A 20,183-nucleotide genomic window follows, 5' to 3' on the forward strand; every position below is an offset into this window, starting at 1 on the left:
CTTATAGTTTGGCCATGTCTTCCGCTCACGAATCGTTCTTGGCAGCACTAACTGGTCTGAGCAAAGACCAGATTCGGCAAGCTGGGCAAAGATACACGCCCGGGCTGGATCCTCGAGCGCCGAATCTGAGGATCAAATCGCTCTTCACCGCGATCGAGAACGTCGCCTGCGGGGCGGATGCTTTAGCAAGATTTCAGTCGATCCTTGATGCGTTTTCTCAGGCTTGGGACCGTGCCGAGCACTGCAGCCAGCACCGCGCCGAAATTGAGGCGCGAGTAAACGATGCCCGTACATCCTTGTCAGCGATATTAACGCGTCTTCGTGCACGCGACGCAGAGGCAGGAAATGAGTGGTTGGATCGGCTTTCCGGCATTGAAGGCGAACTATCGGCGGATCTGGCGCACTGGCGTGCGGAGGAAGCCAAGTTGCAGCCGGCCGACGCCGAAAGCGGCTACTCCCCTGTACGCAACACTATTCGAGGCAACATGAACGCCATCGATCGGTGTTTGGTCATTGTGCGTGATGAGAAGGAGTACATCCAGAGCGCGGCATTCAAAGTCCTGTTTGATCCGCAACTTCTGGTGAGCGGTGAGTGGGGCACGGGAAAGACACATCTGCTGTGCGATGTCACTCAAGATCGAATCGGTCGCAACCAAGCGACTGTCCTTGTTCTGGCCAAGAACTTCCAAGGCGGCGTCGTTTCAGAAATCTGTGCGCGGATTGCGCCAGGGTGCACTCCGGCTGAGGTATTCGATCGACTCGAAGAATTGGTTGAGGGAACCGCAGAGCGCGCAGTCATTATCCTTGATGGCGTAAACGAAGGTCGTCGTCGTGAATGGCGAGAAACTGTCACCACTCTTCAAGCACTCGTTGCAGACCGCCCGAACATTGGGTTGATCGTTTCGTGCCGGACTCCGTTTGAGCCCATCGCCATAAGGCAGAAAGACCTAGAAAAATTTCATAAGGTCGTGCACCTCGGGTTCGACGATCAGGAATTCGATGCTCAGGCAGCCTTCTTCCAGTACTACAACCTTCCGCTACCGGAAGTGCCGCTGTTGGACAGGGAATTCGCGCGCCCGCTCACGCTGAAGCTCATCTGTCAATCACTCCAGAACCTTACAGGCAAGAAGCTGGCGAAGGGTTTTGCAGGTATTGCATCGGGGCAAAGGGGAATGACTTATGTCCTCGAATCGTTCGTTAATCGCGTTGGCGAACCAATTGAGCGCGAATTCGGTCTGGCGGCCAAGGGATGTTGGAGACTGTTGAAGGGAAGTGATCAAATTGCAGACAGGCGGGTCGCCGGGTTCGCACCGTGCATGGCGGCAAATCTGCGCGGCTATGTTCGTCGATCGGAGGCCGATCGCATCATCGCCGCTAGCTGCTCAGCGTTGAGACCGACGCAGCGCCGCCAGCTCCTTGATGTGCTGCGAACAAACGGCCTCATCGAAGAGGATGCCGTCTGGTACTCGACTAAATCTGGATTCAAATCCCGGGTCGTCTTCCGACTTCCCTATCAACGATTCAGCGACCACTTGATCGCACGACATTTGCTTAAGACATATCTCGATGTCTCTTCGGCTGTAACAATCAAGCGAAGCTTTGCAGCCAAATCACCCCTTGCGCGCATCTTCCGTATGCCCCGACGCTACCACCACGAGTACGCGGAGCCGGGTTGGGCACAGGCGTTAATTACGGAATTTCCAGAGCGTGTGGGGAAGCGACTACCACACAAGAAGCGCGAGCTGTTTTTTGTTTTGCCCAAGCGAGCCCAAAACTTGAATGCCTACTTCGCGCCATTCATCGAAGGGATGTTTTGGCGCGACCCTGCAGCGTTCACTGAAGGAACGCGGGCCGTCATTAATCAATATCTGAACACTGGGTCGCGGGCATGGGAGCGAATGGTTGACGCATTGGCCGCCGTCTCCACCAAGCCTAACCATCCGTACCATGCCAAGCGCCTGTACGATTTCCTGGCGCATTATCCGATGCCGGAGCGCGATCTTCAGTGGTCCGAATATCTTCGGCGACGGTACGCATCGCCCACCATTCATAGACTGCTAACTTGGGCGGATAAGCTCAACGCAGCGAATATGACACAGCCCTCTGCGACTGAACTCGTTGTACTTCTCTCTCTGGTCCTTACAACGGTCGTTCGCAGCGATCGCGATCTAGCAACAAAGGCGCTTGTGTTGATCGGCGAAAGGTTTCCCGATGTGCTATTCACCCATGTCGTAACGAGCCTTAGATTCAATGATCCTTATGTGCCGGAACGCATGTTGGCGGCTGCGTACGGGACGACTTTGTCCCAAGTGGACTCGGAGTCGGCATCGACGTTTCGACCTCAACTTGGGCGCCTCGCGAAAACCCTGTATCGAAAGATGTTCGCCTCCGGCGCACGTTACGCAACACGCCAGATTCTGATGCGAGACTACGCACTCGGCATCATCCAAATTGCGCAGCGCGCGAATTGTGTTGCGCTACCCAAAGCCGCGATCCGAGATCTTGCACTGCCATTTCCGAACACATCTTCGACCTTTACCAGTGACGGCACACCTGATCCAGGCGTGAAAGAAGCTATCGGTCATGCCATTCAAATGGATTTCGGCAACTACACGTTAGGACGCTTGATCCCTGACCGGGCGAACTACGACGAAAATAACCCAGACTACGTAAGAGTCCGCGCGAAGATCGAACGACGCATGTTCGACCTGGGGTACCGAGCAAAGCTGTTCAAAGAGGTCGATAGGGAGATCGGCAATTCATCTTGGAATGCACAGGACCAGCAGAAGGTGGATCGGTATGGAAAAAAGTACTCATGGATTGCCTACTTCGAGATGTGGGGGGAGCGCGAGGCCGGGAGAAAGTTGCCGGACTGGCGTTTCGGTGAGAGAACATCAGATTGCGGTGTTGATCCAAGTTTTCCGAAACACCCACCTGACTGGACGCCACCAATTCCTGACCTGTTTGGTGAATCAGACGTCGTCACCGAAGCCTGGGTCGAGGGTGGCTTCACACCGAACTGGAGTTCGTTGCTCGTGGTCCCTGAAATCAATGGGCATCCAGGTGAGTGGGTGCTCGTGGAGGGATTCATTCGCGGGACCGACGAGAGTCACGATCGCGAGCTCTTTGCCTTTTTGCGTGGAGTGTTTATCCCACGCAAAGAGGTAAGCAGTTTCAGGGAGAAGTTCCTTGCACTTGAGTACCCCGGGAACGACAAGATCCCGGATGGAGCTACGGACTACTATCTCTATGGAGGGGAGGCTGGACGTTGTCAGAACTATGCGCGGCAACTATGCCAGAGGAACGGCCGTTATCGTCGACAAATCGTGGAGGCGTTCGATCGACACGAGCGCGTGTATCCACAGGAGAAGACTTCGCGTGCCGTCATCAAAATCAATCCGATATCTGGTGAAGCAAAGGAGACAGGCATTTCGTTTCGAGAACTACTCGGCCCGATCCCGAAAACGCGTCATGTCCCGGGCATCCGCCTTGAACTTCCGTTCATTCACTTTGGTTGGGAGTCTTACCATTCGGCGCACAACGATTTCTTAGGTTTCACTCTCCCAGCGCCCAGTTTGATTCAACGGCTTGGCTTAGCGAGCAAGAATCGTGAGATCGATTTCTACGATTCAATGGGCAACCCCGGGACGCTCTATCGAGAGGCGGGAGACGGGTGGAAGGGAGATCGGCACCGCCTCTTGTATGTTCGTGCTGATCTCCTTCGGCGTTACCTGGCAGACACGCGCCAAGTTCTGGTCTGGTGCAACTGGGGTGAACGAAACTGGCTGAAGAAGATGGAAGGTCACGCCGTGATCCGCGAGCCTGTCAGGCAACGGATCTACCAAGCTCATGGCCATATCCACCGCTCATTTTCGGTTTGGTCTGCTAAGGACTCGAAAGTGGTCTAGCACGACTGCGTGATGTGTCGCGCGATGCCTGCTTTGGGTCGACTTCCACTGATAGGCGTCGACATACGGCTGATCATCGGCGATCGGTCGCGTGATGCGTTCGATACGGCGCCCCCAGTCTTTGTCGTTTCCGAAGGGTGACTATGGCGCAAGGGTGTCCGTCGGCGATAGGGAATGCTGATCTGGGATAAAGCCGTCGATCATTTTCGCGCACAGAAAGTTGAACAGCAGCGACAGCGGCAGAAACAGGAGCAGAATTAGAGACAGCCCAAATCAGCACACGCGACAGTGTTAAACAGCGGTGACGACAAACTACCCCAGTACCACCATCGAGCTTGTACGTCGTTCGTCGAGATATCTGATGAGGGTGTCGACGATGTAGCCAACATGGAGGCAGCTTGTTGCTGCCCTACTTATTGAACGGTGGCTGGCGAGATGTCGGCTGCGCGTGCGGCTAGCTGCGTGGCGCGCTGCGCATCGAGGAATATCGCCAGGAAGACTTCAGATTTTTTGAATGATCTTCATGCTTGTGCTCAGAAGTTTTGAGGGGATTCAGGCAGGCAAAACCACACATCCGCTCGCGCGGCGATAGGTTCGCTTATCGATGTCAAAGCAGCACGGCTGGGGCGGGGATGGCTGCCGATGTACTTGCCTCCCTTATTGCTTGCAGCGTCTCTTCCAGAAACGCTTGAGTTTGCCACTCCCATTCCAAATTAGGTACTACGACAGTTGGATGGTCGACGACTACGGTAGGTTTAAATTAGCAAAGAGTCGTTGCACGATTCATGTGCAAGTGGTAACGCTTTTGCCCTCTGCAAGCACGATCAAGGCCTTTCATTCTTCCTCTCAGTAACATTGTCGATAGATTCCAGTTAATGATTCGATACGAGGTTTTCGCCGATCCAAACGGTATCCACGTCATAAGTCATGACAGCAATGGTCGTGGCCTCAGTCTCGATTTACGACCAACAAAAAGTCGAAGTTTTCGCTGCACGATGGCATTCACCCCTGCAGAGCTTGTCATGCGTGGCGCCCCGCGCGCTCTATGCAAAATCCAACGCTCTAACTAAGAAACACGGCAGGCAAAAGCAAGCAAGGAATGCCCACCCACGGATTGTTGCCAAGCGTCAAACCCGCTAACCGCACTGGCTGATTCTTTCGCCAGCAGAAACGCGAAATTCGCTTCGCGTCGATACTCATGTTGACCGTTGCCATGAGTACATTTGGCGCCATGACATTCCGCGTTGCTCATGCGAAGGAGACCAACTCGAGAATCGTCGGCAAGGTTCCCACAGATGGCACCATCACAGCGCATAGCGATACCGGCATGTTCAGCCGCTGATTGCGCAAAGAGCGACACCGGAACAAGAACAACCGTCGGCAGACGGACCTTCTTTTTTGGGAGAGTGAGTATCGGCATTACATGTTGCGCCGATGCTCGCTACCCATGTCATACAGTGCGTGCGAGATCTTCCCCAACGAAGAACGGTTGCAGGTTCAATTTGCAATATGACTCCGCGCCAAGGTTTCGATCAGATCGATAAGTTAACCTGGAACTGCTCTCCCTGATCGCCCCAAGAAAACAGGGCGTGTTCCGATTCCTTATTTGTTTGCGCGGAAGTGGAACCCCACTACCGTCCAATGTTCCACATCGCTCGACGCAAAAGTCATTTTAGCTATCGCTTGCGACGCCATTGCATTGAATGCCGCATAGTTATTCGGCTTGGTACTTCCAACCGAGATAATGTGTCCAGTTTTGTCCACCAAGACGGTCGTATAGACATCAACATTAATCGGCACGCCGTTCATATCCGTAGGCCACGGCTGGCCGACATCCGGCACCACTCCCGCGGGTGTTGGAAAAATAGTGACTCTCTTGCCCTCTGCTGCCGCCACTTCTGCGGCAGAGATTCCAGGCAGGGGCTGTGTCTCGCAACGCTCTCCCTCCGGGATGTTCGGCAAAGGTGCCGACTTGGTCCCTGTCGGTCCAAAAGTTATGGGAGTCAGTACATACGACGAGGCAGGAAACCCGCTCTTTATCTCCGGATGATACGAAGCAGCGGCCATACGCCTTATTGCTGACTTATCCAGAGCATCATTTCCGCTGCTCTGTTCAATACAGGCTTCCACCACCACGCCTCGATAGTCGATCAACGTAAACACCGCCGTCGTTCCAGTGACGATGTGGCCATTCGCATCCAATGGCCATGGCTCTCCATCCAACATAATCCGGTGCTGCGGTAGTTGCGAAGCACATCCCGCGAGGCCAGTCATAAGAGCCAAAAGCATCCATGTTTTACGCACAATCCCTCTACCGCGTCGCGTCACACATGCCAGCAACGCGTCGGCCGAAGCGGCAGTTCGTACCGATCTATCCATACACCCCTCCTTTTAGACTCTTGAGTCCCGTACCAAGCTTGCCAGAGAGACGAATCTTCAGCCAAGTTCTTTCGCATGCCCCAAGTAGATATTCGCCAACGCACCGAATCAATCGGCCCCGACAGATTTCCAGCGGTTATTTCCGATAATTTCCCGCTAAAGCGGCCTCTCGTAGCCTTTTGGCGTCCGCCAAATCGATACGCGCTTTATGACCATGCTTACTCAGCAAGTGAAGTAAGTTGCTTCCGTTTAGAAGAGTTATCCGACGGAATCCCGGATTCCCGATTACTTATGGCCTATATGCCGTTTGGATCAGCAAAGACCTGGTGCCGGATCATTTGCCGGAATCTATCGGCAACGTTACAGAGAGGGAAAAGAAAAGGCGCTGATAGTGCTCGTGCCGGGCAAAAGCGTTACGACTTTCACATGAATCGTGTAACACCTCTCTGCTAATTTAAACCTATCGTCGCCGTCGACCATCCAACGATCGTAGTACCCGATTTGGAATGGGAGTAGCGAACTCAAGCGTTACTGGAAGAGACGCCGCAATCAATAAGGAAAGCAAGTACACCGGCAGCCCCCCCCACCCCAACCGTGCTGCTTTGACATCGATAAGCAAACCCACCACCGCGTAAGCGGATGAGCGGTTTTGCTCGCCTGAATTCCCCAAAAAATCACGAGCACAAGCATGAAAATCATCCAAGACTCCAAAGTCGATCGCCAGCAGAAGCACGGATTTCGCTTCGCATCCGTGCTCATGTCGACCTTTGCCATCGGTGCATTTGGCGCCATGACATTCAGCGCTGCTCATGCGCAGGACACCAACTCCAAAATCTTCGGCAAGGCTCCCACCGATGGCACCGTCACCGTGCACAGCGATACCGGCATTACCCGTCACGGCACCGCCAACGGCAAAGGTCGCTACACCCTCTCCTCGCTGCGGCCGGGGACGTATGTAGTGTCGCTGGAAAAGGACGGCAAGACGCTTGCCAGCTTGCCTGGCGTTCCGCTCTTCGTGGGCGTTGCGTCCGAAGTGGATTTTGCTTGCGACAACGATCAGTGCACGGCGTCACTCGCTCGCTGATTGCGCAAATGGCAACGTTGGAACAAGAAGGCCCATCGACAGACGGGCCTTCTTGTTTTGGGAGAGTGAGGAGCGGTGTTACATGTTGCGCCGATACTCGCTACCCACGTCATGCAGTGCGTGCGAGATCTAACCCGACGAAGAACGATTCCGGGCTCACTTTGCAATATGACTCCGAGCCACGGTTTCGATCAGATCGATAAGTCATCCTAGAACCGCTTTTTCGAGCCCGCCACACAGCTCGTGCAACCCTATTTGATCCCGATGCATCTCATCCGCACGTCCCTCAAACAGTGCAAGGAGGTTGGTGCATATGTCCGTTGAATCCATTTATCGGCCCGCCGTGCTGGCAAGCATCGCTGTGTGCATGCTGTCGTTTTCTGCCCGTGCTGCAGATCTGACTGTCACCGTGGATGGTCTACGCAATGCCAACGGTACGGTACGGCTTGAACTGGACGGTTCGGAAGCCGCTTGGAACAACAAGGCCAAAGCTACCGCCATGGGCAATGTCAAAGCGTCGGTTGGCGCGGTGAGCTACACCTTCAGCAACGTTCAACCCGGTACTTACGGGCTCGGCGTATACCAGGACGAGAACAACAGCGGCAAGCTGCGCACCAACCTGTTTGGGATTCCCAAGGAGGGCTACGGCTTCAGCAACAATCCCTCCGTGATGCGCATGCCGACTTTCCAGGAAGTGCAGTTCACCGTGGCAGAGCAAAACACGACTGTCCTGATACATCTCAAACATGGCATATGAAGGGATATGTGGTCCGATGATGTCGCCACCGGATGACGTCATTGGGAAAAATAAAAAATCAAAACTGGGGTCAGGATGGACTTTCTTTCACTCAAATTTGAAAGTGCACTCTGACCCAAGTTTCGTCTTTGTCGGACGAAAGGAATTCCCAACCCATCCTGCAGATCATGATGCCACCCGCCAACTGCACCACGGGAATCGACAGCCCGAACAATTTCAAAATCCATGCGCCGACTATCAGGGTTACGGTGCAGACACAAAATGCGTACAGCGTGATCTGGCCTACCGCTCGCTTTTTTCCGACTCTATCCAGGTGCGCAAAGTAAGGCATTACCACGAAGGCTGTACCTATGGGATTCACCACCGGAAACAGTGCCACCACGCCGATAAAGAGCAGATGGATAAACTGGTGAAGTTCGGATGCCATGCCCACCAAACCTTATTTAGAGGAATGATCTGCCTGTACGGCTTGCGCTCATGATGCCAAGGATCATGCTGGAGTAGCCTGACGACAATCATAGGCCTGCGCGGGCGAAGTCCATGCCCGTGATGCCATGCTCTTTGATCTGTTGTTCGAGCAGAGCCTTGCCGCCGTCATTGACGTAAATACGGCCGGTCACGGTCAAAGGGTCTTTGAACACGGCAGGTTCGGAAGGAACGGCCGACGTATTGAAGACCTCATCCTGGATAGCGCCTGACGCGCGTCTCTTGCTTCGCTTAGGATCAATACAGGACACCACATTGGTGACGTTGTAGTAATACTCCGTTTCCCCTTCAACGTCGATTTCAAGCAGTTGCCCAAATCGCGACAGAAAGCCCCCTAAAGCGTCCCGGGCTTTTTGATTAAGCACCAAGACACCGAACAAGAACGGGGTCAGGTCGGTTCGCGGCTTGGGTGTCTTGCGTCTTGAGTCACCTTTGTCCCGAACCAGGCGCATTGGTTCATTCCAGACGACGGGTTTGCCCTCTCCACCGAGCTGCATTAACAGGTCGGCGTCGCCCTCCGCTTCGGGAGGCAACACTATGGTTTCAACCTTGTTGATAAGGTCATTAGTGATTAGCCAAACGGTCACGGCCTATCGTCCTTACGATAAGGGAAGGTTCCAAAAACGAGGTCTTGCTTGATGTCGCGAAGCTTCCCGCGCCCGGCATCGCTATCGCTGGGAGATGCCTGACGGAGCTCATTGAAAACGGCAAGGTGATACACAGCGGTATGCACGACTGAATGCCTGGTGGCGCTTTTAAGGCGGCGATCGATGACTGCCACCTTTTTGTTGCGGGGAAGGAAAACGCCGTTATCGACATCGTCGATACCAATGCCCCATCCATAAAGGCGTATACGGGATGGGGCGGCGCCCTTGGCACGTGCAGACACAATGTGATGCGCGTCGACCTGGCCTCGCGGTTTGACTTGTCCCGCCGCAATCATATTTTTGCCGAGAACATCAGAATGGCTGAAATTCTTGCGTTTTGCATCGGCTTCCAAACTTTTCTTCGATACAGGCAAGGTCTTGCCTTTATCGTCGTATTGAACCTTCTCGACGGGTTCCAATTCCTCGACCGCTGCGTAGAACCTCGGGTGCGCGATCTGGTCTGCCTGGAATGTTGTTTGAGCCGATGATGGCAGCACCATGCCGTTCTTTTGGCAAACCACCATTTTGACTTTGGTAAGCCAAATCGTGTGGACAAGTGCATAGGGATTTACGCGCTCTTGCCCAGCTCCGCCACCGTGGTACATCGTTGCAACGACGTACAAATCCGTCAGACCTGCATATTGCTGCTTGAACGGATTGACTCGTTCTGTCGAACCAAGTGCACTTGCCATATCTCCCTCCGTTGGACGGCCAATGTTTCCGCATAAGGCAGCGGCACGAGCCGGGTCGCGTTGAACCGATACATGAGAAGTCGGGCAAGCATACTGAAAATGCACAAATGGAGGTAACTACCTCCGTCACGGTTATGAAGCACATGGGATTTTGCATTCGCATGACGGGACGCAAGAAGTATGACAAACACCCTTGCGGTAAACGGGAGGACTTAACTACCGCCAGCCCCTAATGGCCGAAGCGCCACCCTTTTCCGTACGCGGTTTTCTGTACTACATTTTTCAATACCTTTCGCCTGGATCTTCGCGCCATGAGCACGCTAACGGATTGCCGGGTCAAGAGCTGGAATCAGACCACCCAGATTATCGATGCCGCCTTTCCCCACGCCCTGGATCTAAAGGGTGGGGTCTGCTACGGCAGCTGTGTCGAATGGCTCAAGCGACTCCGACAGGTTCCCCATGAGAGCCCGGACCATCGGATGGCCTACGTGTCTTCGCAAGCAAAGCTGATCGGCGGCCGGCAGCGTCTTTACGAGTCGGCTCAACGGGATGTAAAGGCCAGAACCGACGACTTCACCGCAGCCGTCCATTTCCAGGTCATGAATCGACTGATCCAGATCGGTAAATTCGGCATGAGCATCGAATTCGTCGACGGCGGCGCGGAATTCACCCAGCTTGCCGACGCCTTGCCTGCGATGCGGAACGGCAACATGCCCTACGCGATGATCAACATATCCACGTTGAGTGGCGGGCACGCGATTTGTGCGCAGAACGCCGATTCTATTCGTCTGTTCGATCCCAATTTCGGCGAGTTCGTCATCGGCGATGGCGACCTCGAAGCGTTTTTCGGTGATCTATCGTTGGCGAGCGCGCTCACTGGCAACATGTACCTGTTTGTCAATGTGGCCCAGGTGAGCTTCGCTTGACGGATACAAAACGATGCGCTGAATCCGGGACAGAGGTAGTCAGCTCTATTTAACTACCTCCGTCCCGGTTGCCTTTGGGGTTGCACGAAGTACCCGGCTTGCCGAGGTACCAGAACAACTTGACCAAAGCGGATAAGACTGAGGTGTTATATGAGCTTAACTACCTCCGGCCCTGAGGTTTCCCCACGTTTTCATGTGGCAGCAAGGCTTGGTTGCAAGGTCTCGTAGGCGAGCGATCGTAGCCGTGCGAGACATAGCCACCCAGGGTTGATGGGCCAGTCCCTAACAATCGCTTCGCGGCCTACCCGAATAATGGAATAGAGTCTTCGCATTGAGCGTGTAGGCGACAACCAATGGGTGATCCCCGAGGCATCGCAAGCCAGACCCACAAGCCAGCTGGCGAATGACGCCATGGCATGGACCAGCAGCAGTATCTCGATGCGTGCGCTGCTGCGGGTAAGGCTATCTTCAAAGCCTTGTCCATAGCGATGGGACTTCAGATCGCGAAAGGACATTTCAATCTGCATACGCTTGGCATAGATATTCACCAACTGCCTGGCATGAAGATTCAGTTCCGGCGAAGCGACAATCAGCCATGGCTCACGTTCGCGGGCCGCCGCCTGGCGACTGTTCTTCTGGCGTGAAATAAGCCCCAACCGATTGCAATCCTTGCGACCACGTGGTGCCTTGCCATAGACAGCCAACCGGCAGACCCATCGCGTCGCCCGTACGGTTTCCATCAAGCCCATGTCACGGGGCGTCGTGGTCGCCAGTGCGTAGAGGTCACGACAAGCTACCCACTGACTATCTTTATCGATGACCCCGACGGGTTTGACCAAAGTGCGATGCCGTAGTCGACCAACCCAGTGCCAGCCTAAGGATGAGACCGTTCGAAACCACGGGGTAAGGAAACCTGCATCGGTCACCAGAATCGGGCATACCTGCGGCGGAAGCAACGATCGCAAGGCATGCAGAAAGCGCTTATGGGCCTTAGGTGCTCCGAGCTCTTTACCCGGAAAAACCATGTCTAGAATCGGCAATGCGCGTCCACCCACCGGTACTGCAGCTCGCAGCAGGCACCAGGATCGATCAGCCTTCAAGTCCGACCAGTCAATCACGATGAGAGGGTGTTTCGCTCGCAACAGCCATTGCGCCATATCGGCATAGATCTGAAATCGTTCTTGGTGGAGATGGCGGTTACTCAACAGTCGATCAAATGCTTTAAGTGGTGCTTTGACGCGTTCGGCACCGGGCCAAGAGCGTGCGACATCCATCAATGTCAGGCGCCGCCCTCGTAGCAGCGCTTCAACGGAACGCACTAATACATGGTTTCGCAACGCATGCATTGCACCTAACGACCTGGACATACACTTCTGCAATACTCGACTCGCGCGCATGGGCGGCACTCTTTATTGTGCTTGGTCGCCTTGAAGAATGCGCCATGCGCGCACTCTTATGCCACTCGGTACCGCCGTAAGTCGTTGATTGATCCACTAGAAACGTGGGGAAACCTCAGCCTCCGGCCCCTTATCGGGGAGCAAATAACGGTACCTGGTACCGTTATTGGGTACCGTTATACCTCCATGCAGCAACTCGATTGGTGGTGTTGCACTTGATTCTAGATACCACCGTCCTTTTTTCAGGACACCTAACGTGATATGGCAACTTCAGACATAAACTTCACAAGGTCACTAGCAACATCATAAAAAGATCGCCCAGCAATTGCGTTGCATAGTGTATTTACCCCAATTTCAAATTTTACACCACGCCTCGGATTAACGACGCACAATCTGTCAATATTGAATCGATGTCTAGAGTAATTCAAACATATATACGTAAATACCTGCCTCAAATCTTGAGATCGAAACCCACGATCCCCCCCTTTCAATTCGCACAATGCATCTCTTACTAGCAGATCGCCCTCGCCTTCTGAAACCATACCACACCCTGGAAAAAGCGGTGAAAATAGAAAATCCCCCTGCCCTCTTTCAGAGACAATAAAACGAAGAATCGACTTAGAAAGATCCACTACCTCATCGATCTCGTAACCAGCAATACTCGAAATATCTTTCACAGCACGCTTTTCGAGAGGTGCAATTTTCGCAATTGCCGAAATTTCAGCCTCCTTAACCAAATCCAAGTAAGAATACCTCTCAACCCCTATATCAAGCGCAGAATTCTGTGCCGCCATACGGGCAGTTATGAATGCCGCCTCGTTAATCAACGCCCTTCGATCGGGTGCCGAGTTGCTAGCAATTGCATAGTCGTAGCGCATCGGATTCAAGTTAACACGTCTTATAAACTGGTCTGCCATCGGCAGTAAATTCCGCCAATACGACGAAAAGCGTCTGGCAAACGTGCGTTCAGACATCATAGAGGGAGCTCCGCGATAGATCTGCCCGCAACATTCTGGGATGCCCAGTCCCGAACAACCAACTCGAACGGCGTCAATTCATCCTTTACGTGATTGCGCCAATGCCTTCCCTCATCTCCTAGCAAGTAATGGGAAACAATGAAAGCTCGACGCTCCCATACTCCCATAGAATGGAAGTAACTCTTTCGATCGGATATCCAGTAGCTTGCAAGCCACTTTGCCATTATCAGCAAAATATCTCGCCGTATTACTTCACTTGTTGACGAACGATAAAGCTGGGCAAGAATTGCCTCAAGTTCGTCACTACGTCGCAAAGCGATGACGCGCAGCGCATACGCGATATTAAGATCGATTTTTGACAAATGCGAATCTGATTTAATCAATCCGCCAAGAACTAGACCAACTTCTTCCTTTGTCTGATCATCAAGATCACTAAATGCCTCTCGAATAGCAAGCATGACGGCTCCAAACACTGGAGCGAGCGAGTCTAGGCTACGAAGCATAGACAGCACAGCATCACGCTTCTGAAGCGATGGGAGAAATTTGATTGCCTGAATTATCTTCCTTGTTGTTGGCCCATGAACCCGGCTCTTACGAAGCTCTTTAGTCAAGAGGCCATTGATGTCAAACCTTGCAATTTCGCTCCGGAGAATCTCATAGTCTTCTACAGCATTGGGCGAATAAGGATCAAATTGAAGAGATAGTCGAAGAAGTGAAGCGGAATCGGCTTGCTCAGCATCTTCATCTTCCAACTCAGAAGACGCCAAGAACTCTCTCGATGACATGATTCGAGTTTTCATCTTCTGAAGCGACAGACCCTCGTTGACCAACAGCTTTTCTGATATGTAGACAAGCGCTCGATAGGCATCCTCTTCAGTCTTTGCAAAAATGTGATAGTCGTCTGCAAAACGGCAAAAGCACAATCCATCAGAAACTAGCAACCTATCTGTTCGGTTCAAAACCAATTCTGACAACAGCCTCGACGCGGGCCCTCCCACAGGAAGACCATACGAAGCATTGTTCGAAAATTTCTGGAGTAAAGTCATTATTCGCTGGTGAATTCCACCACCAGAATTGAGCTGAAGAAGAGCATTGTCGAGCCGATGGTGATAAATACGAGAGTAGAAATCTGCAACATCACATACCAACACCCATTGAAACTGCTTTGCATGCTCTATCGATTGGGCCTGAAAGCTCCGCCAACCATGTGCCGGGTCAAAAAGTGCGCCAGACTGAGCATCTGGCGCAAATCGATAGGAATGAACTATGCCGCGGTTGACATGTAATCTCGCCGCCTCGATAGAAGGCCCAAGCTCGATAACCATGGATAGAAGATACGCATTCCAGAGCGGATCAATTTGAGTAGCCCATCTGAAGCCTGTATATCCAACCGGCGCAAGAGCGCTTTGGTTCACCGGTGCATATCGACTCAAATGTTCGTCAAATGAATGATGCACTGCCTTTAATTGCTCTTGAATTAAGTCAGGCCGATCTTCAAATATTCTGTTTTCAATGGGAAATGGAAAAACATCGGTGTCACCGAAGCGCGCAACATTTTTTACAGCCAAACGAAAGCTATTTTCCACCCTATCCCCCACTTAGTGTCATTCTCGAATAAAAAGCCCGGAATCCGTACCTGAGGTAGTTAACTTGGCTTAACCGCTTCCGTCCCTGAAGTTTCTCTTTCCCATTCCGCATTTACTTGACAAATATCGCCAAGATGCAAGCAACAGCGAGCCAGCCCGCTGCGACAATTGCAAGCATCTGTTTTGTGTAAAAGAAAAAGTGCCGCAAAGGGTTTTTAGGAAATTTAACCGTGGGCGAAGGGTTGTCCGCGTTTTTCAGCGCACGTGCCTTTTTGTACGCTCGATAGTCGACAAAGTAGCCAACGAAGTATTGTAAAAGATCAAATGCGAGCGCGAGTAACGAAAGAAAGGCAATCGTCACCAACTCCCACTCCGAAATCTTTGCGAGCAGCGTTGGGGAATCCTTGCTTCCCGAAATAAATAGCCACGCAACAGCGAGCACGCCAAGCGCAACAGTCCGCACCTGCGTTGAAATTTGAGTGCTGAGCAAATCGAGTCGCTGACTTGCTTCCTTTAAAGTCGCCATGAGATCAACTCTCTGTGAAGACCAACCTAGATATCTCACTGCCTTCCTCAGAACGAAATATTTGCAACTTCCTCTAGAGCGGGCAGTCCAACTTAAAAGTCAGCGCCGCCATCGTTCTCATTTATTACCTACGAGCAGCCTTTTTCGCAGCGGCTTTCCGTGCCATTTTTTTTGCCACGGCTTTGCGCATAGTCTTCTTTGCGGCCACCTTACGCGCTGACTTCTTTGCAGTTGCCTTTCTGGCTGCTTTCTTTGCACTAGCTTTGCGAGCCGCCTTCTTCGCCGAGACCTTTCGCGCGGCCTTCTTCGCTACCCTTCGTGGAATTTTCTTGGCAGCAGCCTTTTTCTTCCCAACTCGCTTCGCGGCGGCCTTCCTGCGGCGTACAGGTGTGGAAGTAATTAGCGGGCCATCCCAATCTTCATCGCCACCATCACTATCGATTGAACTCATAACGCCTCTCCATGTATTCGAGCTCATTTAGGTTCAAAGATGGGAAATGGGATCAGAGTGCTTTTTAGATAAAAGGCACTCTGATCCCATCATTCCCAACTAGCTTCTTTGCTCCGCAAACTCTCGCCGGAAGTGAGAGGTTTTGTCGAAATCCGCATACAGCCAATGAGCAGCGTGGCGATTGCCGCCACGACGATTAACCCTTTCATTGTTCCCCTGCCCCTTTCCCCTAGAACCAGATTCCCGATGTAGATGCTAACAAGGCTGCGACACGGAAGTTGTAAAGGCGGCGTGACGAAAGGAGTCCGAGTAAGTAAGTGAACGGACATAGCTAACGAGCACGCAAATTGCTGACTAGCAAAACATGGCTTGCCCTGCCTAGAAGGAGGATCTTTGCTGGCTGACGGGCGATGAATTGCGCTGCAAGTGATAAGAGGGTGAGAGCAAAATAGATTCCCGCTTTTGCGGGAATGACGGCCATTTCAGGCATTAACCAGAGTCTTGGCTAGATTGGGTTTTATGCTTCGCATGGCCCCTCACCCCGACCCTCTCCCCGGAGGGGAGAGGATGTGGATGGTTTGAGGTGTCGCGCTGTTTTACATATTGCGGCGGTATTCACCGCCGACTTCGTACAGCGCGTGACTAATCTGCCCCAAGGAGTTGTACTTCACCGCCTCCATCAACTGCTCAAATACATTCTTGCGTTCCCTCGCAGTGTTCTGCAGTGTCTTCAAGCTTTCCGGCGCCAGCGAATTACGAGCTTTACCGAAGGCTTGCACGTTTTCGATCTGCTGGCCTTTTTCTTCTTCCGTCGAACGAATCAACTCGATCTCGGTCGCAATTTCGCCACCATGATCCTTCGGCAGGAAGGTGTTGACGCCGATCAGCGGCAGGCTGCCATCGTGCTTCTTGTGCTCGTAATACATCGATTCTTCTTGAATCTTGCCGCGCTGGTACATGGTGTCCATGGCGCCGAGCACGCCGCCGCGTTCGCTGATGGCTTCGAATTCCTTGTAGACGGCTTCTTCGACGAGGTCGGTGAGGGTGTCGACGATGTAGCTGCCTTGCCAGGGGTTTTCGTTGAAGTTGAGGCCGAGTTCTTTGTTGATGATCATCTGGATGGCTACGGCGCGGCGCACGCTTTCTTCGGTGGGCGTGGTGATGGCTTCGTCGTAGGCGTTGGTGTGCAGGCTGTTGCAGTTGTCGAACAGTGCGTACAACGCTTGCAGGGTGGTGCGGATGTCGTTGAACTGGATTTCCTGCGCGTGCAGGGAGCGGCCGGAGGTTTGGATGTGGTACTTCATCATCTGGCTGCGGGCGCTGGCGCCGTAGCGTTCGCGCATGGCGCGGGCCCAGATGCGGCGGGCGACGCGGCCGATGACGGTGTATTCCGGGTCCATGCCGTTGGAGAAGAAGAAGCTGAGGTTCGGCGCGAAGTCGTCGATGTGCATGCCGCGCGCGAGGTAGTACTCAACAATGGTGAAGCCGTTGCTGAGGGTGAAGGCGAGCTGGCTGATCGGGTTGGCGCCGGCTTCGGCGATGTGATAGCCGGAAATGGAGACCGAATAGAAGTTGCGCACCTTGTGGTCGACGAAGTACTGCTGGATGTCGCCCATCATGCGCAGCGCGAATTCGGTGCTGAAGATGCAGGTGTTTTGCGCCTGGTCTTCTTTCAAGATATCGGCCTGCACGGTGCCGCGCACGGTTTGCAGGGTTTCTTCCTTGATGCGTGCGTAAGTGGCAGCGTCGACGAGTTGATCGCCGGTGACGCCGAGCAGGTTCAAGCCTAGGCCTTCGTTGCCCTTGGGCAGATCACCGGAGTACGCGGGGCGCTTTTTGCCAGCGAAGAGTTCGTCCATGCGCTTTTGCGCAGCGGACCAGCGCGCGGAATCTTCCTTGAGGTATTTCTCCACGTTCTGGTCGATCGCGGTGTTCATGAACATCGCGAGGATGATTGGCGCGGGGCCGTTGATGGTCATCGATACAGAACTGGTCGGCGCGCTGAGGTCGAAGCCGGAGTACAGCTTCTTCATGTCGTCGAGCGTGGCGATGTTGACGCCGGAGTTGCCGATTTTGCCGTAGATGTCCGGGCGCGGTGCGGGATCTTCGCCGTACAGGGTGACGGAGTCGAACGCGGTGGAGAGGCGCGTGGCGGCGCCGCCTTGGCTCAGGTAATGGAAGCGGCGGTTGGTGCGCTCGGGCGTGCCTTCGCCCGCGAACATGCGGGTGGGATCTTCACCGGTGCGGCGATACGGATACACGCCGCCGGTGTACGGATAGTGGCCCGGTAGGTTTTCGCGCATGAGGAAGCGCAGTTGATCGCCCCAGTCTTTGGTTTTGGGCGGCGACACTTTGGGAATCTTTTGGTGGCTGAGCGATTCGCGGTAGTTCTCCACGCGGATCACTTTGTCGCGCACCTTGTATTCGTTCACGTCGTCGGTGACGGATTTATAGAGCTTGGGCCAGTCGCGCAGCAGGTGCAGGGCTTCGTGGCTGAGTTCGCGCAGGGCGGCGTTGTAGCGTTGGCGCAGAACTAGAAGTGAACGATCTACCGACCCCTGCTGTGTTTCTGCTTTTAAGTCGTGCGCTTCGCGCGGCGTATTTGACTGGATCCCGGCCTGCGCCGGGATGACGACATGAAGATCGTCGTGCTCGTAACGCTCCAGCTGGCGCGGGAGTTTTGGGTCGCCGATTTCTTTCAGCGATTCGTAGTAGTGCTGTGCCTTGCTGGCGAATTCGGCTTCGCGTTCGATCTCGGCGTTGATGCCCCTGCCCTGCTCGGCGATTTCGGCGAGGTAACGCACGCGTGCGCCGGGAATCAGCACGGTGGCGCGCGGTTCTTTCAGCGTCACGTCCAGGTTCGGCTTGAAATCGCAGTGCGTGGTTTCGATGGCGTGCTCGCTGCCCTTGGCAGTGAGCTTGTTGCGCAACAGGCGGCACAGGTTGGTGAACATCCAGGTGACGCCTGGATCGTTGAACTGGCTGGCGATGGTGGGATACACCGGCACGTCTTCGTCTTTCAGGGTGAAGGCGTTGCGGTTGCGCTTCCACTGCTTGCGCACGTCGCGCAGTGCGTCTTCGGCGCCGCGCTTGTCGAATTTGTTGAGCACGACGAGTTCGGCGAAATCGATCATGTCGATTTTTTCGAGCTGGCTGGCGGCGCCGTAGTCGCTGGTCATCACGTAGACGGGGAAATCGACGAGGTCGACGATTTCCGAATCGCTCTGGCCGATGCCGGCGGTTTCCACGATCACTAGATCGTACGGCTGGCTCTTCAAGAAGTTGATGCAGTCGTGCAGCACTTCGTTGGTGGCAGCGTTCTGGCGGCGCGTGGCCATGGAGCGCATGTATACGCGATGGCTGCGCAGCGCATTCATGCGGATGCGGTCACCCAGCAGTGCACCACCGCTGCGGCGGCGCGTGGGATCGACGGCGAGCACGGCGATGCGCATCTGCGGGAAGGCGTGCAGGAAGCGCAGCAGGAGTTCATCCACCACGGACGATTTACCCGCGCCGCCGGTGCCGGTCATGCCGAGCACGGGCGTGTGCTTGCCGGCCAGCGACCATTCCTTGCGTAGGCGCGCGAGTTCGGCTTCGCTCAACTTGCCTTCTTCGATGGCGGAGAGCGTGTGGCCGATGCTGATTTCGTCGTCGATGTTGATGGTGGCCGGAACGATGGCTTCGTTCTGCTCACGCTTGGCGGCAGCGTTGCCGGCGCGGTGCATGACGTCTTCGATCATTTCCACCAGGCCGAGCTTCATGCCGTCGTTGGGGTGGTAGATGCGCTCCACGCCGTAGGCTTGCAGTTCGCGGATTTCCTCCGGGGTGATGGTGCCGCCGCCGCCGCCGAACACGCGGACGTGGGCGGCGCCCCTCTCCTTGAGCATGTCCACCATGTACTTGAAGTACTCGACGTGACCGCCCTGGTAGGAGGACAGCGCGATGGCGTCGGCGTCTTCTTGCAGCGCAGCACGAACCACGTCTTCCACCGAGCGGTTGTGGCCCAGGTGAATCACTTCCGCGCCCTGCGATTGAATGATGCGGCGCATGATATTGATGGCGGCATCGTGGCCGTCGAACAGGCTGGCGGCCGTGACGAAGCGCAGCGGACTGGTTTCAGCCTGCGCGGAAGTGGCAGGAACGTGCTTGGCGGGGGAACTCATGGGGACTCCGAGAACGGTATGTTCCAAACGCAACCATTCTAATGGCCTTACCTGTTAAACGGGTGCTTGCGTACGTGGGGCCGTGTCGAAAGATGGCGTGGGCTTCTCGCAACGGTGAGCGTGGATTGTTCAAACTACTTGAGTTGCCATGGATGGCACGTTGCCGTTCATGCCCGTCACGCCCGTGAGGGAAGGCAACTTTCA

General features: G+C 54.2%; 15 protein-coding genes. 4 read left to right on the forward strand and 11 right to left on the reverse strand.

All coding sequences use genetic code 11. From position 1 onward, the window contains the following. Window positions 1-38: 38 nt before the first annotated feature. Window positions 39-3,908 (forward strand): NACHT domain-containing protein, encoded by a 3,870-nt coding sequence (locus tag QQJ86_RS16955; protein ID WP_284322151.1) that lies wholly within the window; start codon window positions 39-41, stop codon window positions 3,906-3,908. Between the two features lie 1,066 nt (window positions 3,909-4,974). Here the strand turns inward: QQJ86_RS16955 and QQJ86_RS16960 are convergent. After that, a complete protein-coding gene (locus tag QQJ86_RS16960; protein ID WP_284322152.1) occupies window positions 4,975-5,328 on the reverse strand; it encodes a hypothetical protein in 354 nt (117 codons plus the stop codon). Between the two features lie 182 nt (window positions 5,329-5,510). Further along, window positions 5,511-6,287 carry an energy transducer TonB gene (locus tag QQJ86_RS16965; RefSeq protein ID WP_284322153.1) on the reverse strand — a complete coding sequence of 259 codons (777 nt, stop codon included), beginning with the start codon at window positions 6,285-6,287 and terminating at the stop codon, window positions 5,511-5,513. Window positions 6,288-6,975: 688 nt separating this feature from the next. On the opposite strand from QQJ86_RS16965, the gene QQJ86_RS16970 reads away from it, so the two are divergent. After that, entirely contained in the window at window positions 6,976-7,371 is a 396-nt protein-coding gene (locus QQJ86_RS16970) for a carboxypeptidase-like regulatory domain-containing protein (RefSeq protein WP_284322154.1), read from the forward strand. Window positions 7,372-7,684: 313 nt separating this feature from the next. Next, window positions 7,685-8,128: a DUF2141 domain-containing protein gene (locus QQJ86_RS16975; protein WP_284322155.1), complete on the forward strand. Its 444-nt coding sequence runs from the start codon at window positions 7,685-7,687 to the stop codon at window positions 8,126-8,128. A gap of 91 nt (window positions 8,129-8,219) precedes the next feature. On the opposite strand, the gene QQJ86_RS16980 is transcribed toward QQJ86_RS16975, so the two are convergent. The 3 genes from QQJ86_RS16980 to QQJ86_RS16990 form a co-directional block, all read right to left on the reverse strand. Next, the gene (locus QQJ86_RS16980) at window positions 8,220-8,555 is read right to left on the reverse strand and encodes a MarC family protein (RefSeq protein WP_284322156.1); all 336 of its coding nucleotides are present in this window, start codon (window positions 8,553-8,555) and stop codon (window positions 8,220-8,222) included. Window positions 8,556-8,643: 88 nt separating this feature from the next. Continuing rightward, on the reverse strand, window positions 8,644-9,201 hold the full coding sequence (locus QQJ86_RS16985) for a hypothetical protein (protein ID WP_284322157.1): 558 nt from the start codon (window positions 9,199-9,201) through the stop codon (window positions 8,644-8,646). Next, the gene (locus QQJ86_RS16990; RefSeq protein ID WP_284322158.1) at window positions 9,198-9,953 is read right to left on the reverse strand and encodes an AHH domain-containing protein; all 756 of its coding nucleotides are present in this window, start codon (window positions 9,951-9,953) and stop codon (window positions 9,198-9,200) included. The genes QQJ86_RS16985 and QQJ86_RS16990 overlap by 4 nt, the downstream gene beginning before the upstream one ends. Window positions 9,954-10,264: 311 nt before the next feature. Between QQJ86_RS16990 and QQJ86_RS16995 the strand changes: the two genes are divergently transcribed. Further along, window positions 10,265-10,879: a YopT-type cysteine protease domain-containing protein gene (locus QQJ86_RS16995; RefSeq protein ID WP_284322159.1), complete on the forward strand. Its 615-nt coding sequence runs from the start codon at window positions 10,265-10,267 to the stop codon at window positions 10,877-10,879. Window positions 10,880-11,070: 191 nt separating this feature from the next. On the opposite strand, the gene QQJ86_RS17000 is transcribed toward QQJ86_RS16995, so the two are convergent. The 6 genes from QQJ86_RS17000 to QQJ86_RS17025 form a co-directional block, all read right to left on the reverse strand. After that, window positions 11,071-12,276, reverse strand: coding sequence for an IS4 family transposase (locus tag QQJ86_RS17000; protein ID WP_284322160.1), 1,206 nt, complete (start codon window positions 12,274-12,276; stop codon window positions 11,071-11,073). Between the two features lie 251 nt (window positions 12,277-12,527). Further along, window positions 12,528-13,253: a hypothetical protein gene (locus QQJ86_RS17005; protein WP_284322161.1), complete on the reverse strand. Its 726-nt coding sequence runs from the start codon at window positions 13,251-13,253 to the stop codon at window positions 12,528-12,530. Then, window positions 13,250-14,839 carry an RNA-directed DNA polymerase gene (locus QQJ86_RS17010; protein ID WP_284322162.1) on the reverse strand — a complete coding sequence of 530 codons (1,590 nt, stop codon included), beginning with the start codon at window positions 14,837-14,839 and terminating at the stop codon, window positions 13,250-13,252. The genes QQJ86_RS17005 and QQJ86_RS17010 overlap by 4 nt, the downstream gene beginning before the upstream one ends. Window positions 14,840-14,951: 112 nt before the next feature. After that, complete coding sequence (locus tag QQJ86_RS17015) at window positions 14,952-15,365, reverse strand: hypothetical protein (RefSeq protein WP_284322163.1); 414 nt, start codon at window positions 15,363-15,365, stop codon at window positions 14,952-14,954. Between the two features lie 124 nt (window positions 15,366-15,489). After that, window positions 15,490-15,816 carry a hypothetical protein gene (locus tag QQJ86_RS17020; RefSeq protein ID WP_284322164.1) on the reverse strand — a complete coding sequence of 109 codons (327 nt, stop codon included), beginning with the start codon at window positions 15,814-15,816 and terminating at the stop codon, window positions 15,490-15,492. A gap of 596 nt (window positions 15,817-16,412) precedes the next feature. Further along, a complete protein-coding gene (locus tag QQJ86_RS17025; protein WP_284322165.1) occupies window positions 16,413-19,979 on the reverse strand; it encodes a methylmalonyl-CoA mutase family protein in 3,567 nt (1,188 codons plus the stop codon). Window positions 19,980-20,183 lie beyond the last annotated feature (204 nt).

The sequence above is a fragment of the Dyella acidisoli genome, assembly GCF_030160295.1.
Classification (GTDB): Bacteria; Pseudomonadota; Gammaproteobacteria; order Xanthomonadales; family Rhodanobacteraceae; genus Dyella_B; species Dyella_B acidisoli.

What these genes read in the sequence shown, in the direction of transcription:
- QQJ86_RS16995 (WP_284322159.1), top strand. Translation starts at nt 10,265, where the DNA reads ATGAGCACGCTAACGGATTGCCGGGTCAAGAGCTGGAATCAGACCACC.
- QQJ86_RS16970 (WP_284322154.1), top strand. Translation starts at nt 6,976, where the DNA reads ATGAAAATCATCCAAGACTCCAAAGTCGATCGCCAGCAGAAGCACGGA.
- QQJ86_RS16960 (WP_284322152.1), bottom strand. Translation starts at nt 5,328, where the DNA reads ATGCCGATACTCACTCTCCCAAAAAAGAAGGTCCGTCTGCCGACGGTT.
- QQJ86_RS16990 (WP_284322158.1), bottom strand. Translation starts at nt 9,953, where the DNA reads ATGGCAAGTGCACTTGGTTCGACAGAACGAGTCAATCCGTTCAAGCAG.
- QQJ86_RS17005 (WP_284322161.1), bottom strand. Translation starts at nt 13,253, where the DNA reads ATGATGTCTGAACGCACGTTTGCCAGACGCTTTTCGTCGTATTGGCGG.
- QQJ86_RS16980 (WP_284322156.1), bottom strand. Translation starts at nt 8,555, where the DNA reads ATGGCATCCGAACTTCACCAGTTTATCCATCTGCTCTTTATCGGCGTG.
- QQJ86_RS16975 (WP_284322155.1), top strand. Translation starts at nt 7,685, where the DNA reads ATGTCCGTTGAATCCATTTATCGGCCCGCCGTGCTGGCAAGCATCGCT.
- QQJ86_RS16965 (WP_284322153.1), bottom strand. Translation starts at nt 6,287, where the DNA reads ATGGATAGATCGGTACGAACTGCCGCTTCGGCCGACGCGTTGCTGGCA.
- QQJ86_RS17020 (WP_284322164.1), bottom strand. Translation starts at nt 15,816, where the DNA reads ATGAGTTCAATCGATAGTGATGGTGGCGATGAAGATTGGGATGGCCCG.
- QQJ86_RS17015 (WP_284322163.1), bottom strand. Translation starts at nt 15,365, where the DNA reads ATGGCGACTTTAAAGGAAGCAAGTCAGCGACTCGATTTGCTCAGCACT.
- QQJ86_RS17025 (WP_284322165.1), bottom strand. Translation starts at nt 19,979, where the DNA reads ATGAGTTCCCCCGCCAAGCACGTTCCTGCCACTTCCGCGCAGGCTGAA.
- QQJ86_RS17000 (WP_284322160.1), bottom strand. Translation starts at nt 12,276, where the DNA reads ATGCGCGCGAGTCGAGTATTGCAGAAGTGTATGTCCAGGTCGTTAGGT.